The organism is Bradyrhizobium sp. BRP56 (genome assembly GCF_020194035.1).
In the GTDB taxonomy this organism is placed as follows: Bacteria; Pseudomonadota; Alphaproteobacteria; order Rhizobiales; family Xanthobacteraceae; genus Bradyrhizobium; species Bradyrhizobium australafricanum.
In genome coordinates, this window is record NZ_JADYVV010000180.1 from 1 (window position 1) to 864 (window position 864).

1 protein-coding gene is annotated in these 864 nt (G+C 62.3%); it reads left to right on the forward strand.

The genetic code is table 11. The annotated features are described in order from the left end of the window. On the forward strand, positions 1 to 864 hold an 864-nt coding region (locus I6F38_RS43255), incomplete at both ends, for a DUF1214 domain-containing protein (protein ID WP_225164696.1).

Below are 864 nucleotides of genomic sequence, written 5' to 3' on the forward strand. Positions count from 1 at the left end.
GGCACGACGCCGGCCGGCATCAAGAGGGTGTTCCGGTCGACGAGCGATTTCTGCCTGGCACTCTTCCGGACCCAGCTGTTCGATCCGGCCGATATTGAGGCCGTCAAGAAAATTCAGGCCGGCTACAAGGCGCAGCCGCTCTCCAGCTTCCTGAATCAGCCGGCGCCTGCGCCTGCGCCGGCGCCTTCTTTCCCCAAATTCGAGAAGGATCTCGTCCGCACCGAGTTCTTCGAATATCTGGACTTCACGCTTCAATTCGCACCGGCCCTGCCGGAAGAACGCTGGATCCGCGAGCAACTGGCGCGGATCGGCGTGGGGCCAGGGAAGAGCTTCGATTTCCGCAGCCTGTCGCTGGAAGACAAGGCGGAGATCCTGCTTGGCATGAAGGAGGGCGAGCGCAAGGTCAGCGAGACCGTTGCGAGCCTCGGCAAGGACATCAACGGCTGGCGCGTCAGCGCGTCGTTCGGTGACGCCGCATTCTTTCATGGCGACTGGCTCTTGCGCGCGGCAGCCGCGAAGGCCGGCATCTATGGCAACGACGCGGTGGAGGCGATGTATCCTCTGGGCAAAGTGGATGCCGAGGGCAAAGAACTCGACTGCTCGAAGTCGAGCTACACGCTTACCTTCCCGGCGGAGCAGCTGCCGCCGGTCAACGCCTTCTGGTCGGTTACGATGTATGACGGCAAGACTCAGCTTTTGGTGAAGAACCCGATCAACCGCTACCTGATCAACTCGCCGATGCTGCCGCACATGAAGCGCGGCTCTGACGGTTCGCTGACGATCTACGTCCAGAGCAAATCCCCGGGAGCGGACAAGGAGGCAAACTGGCTGCCGGCGCCGGATGGCCCGGTCTATGTGGTGATG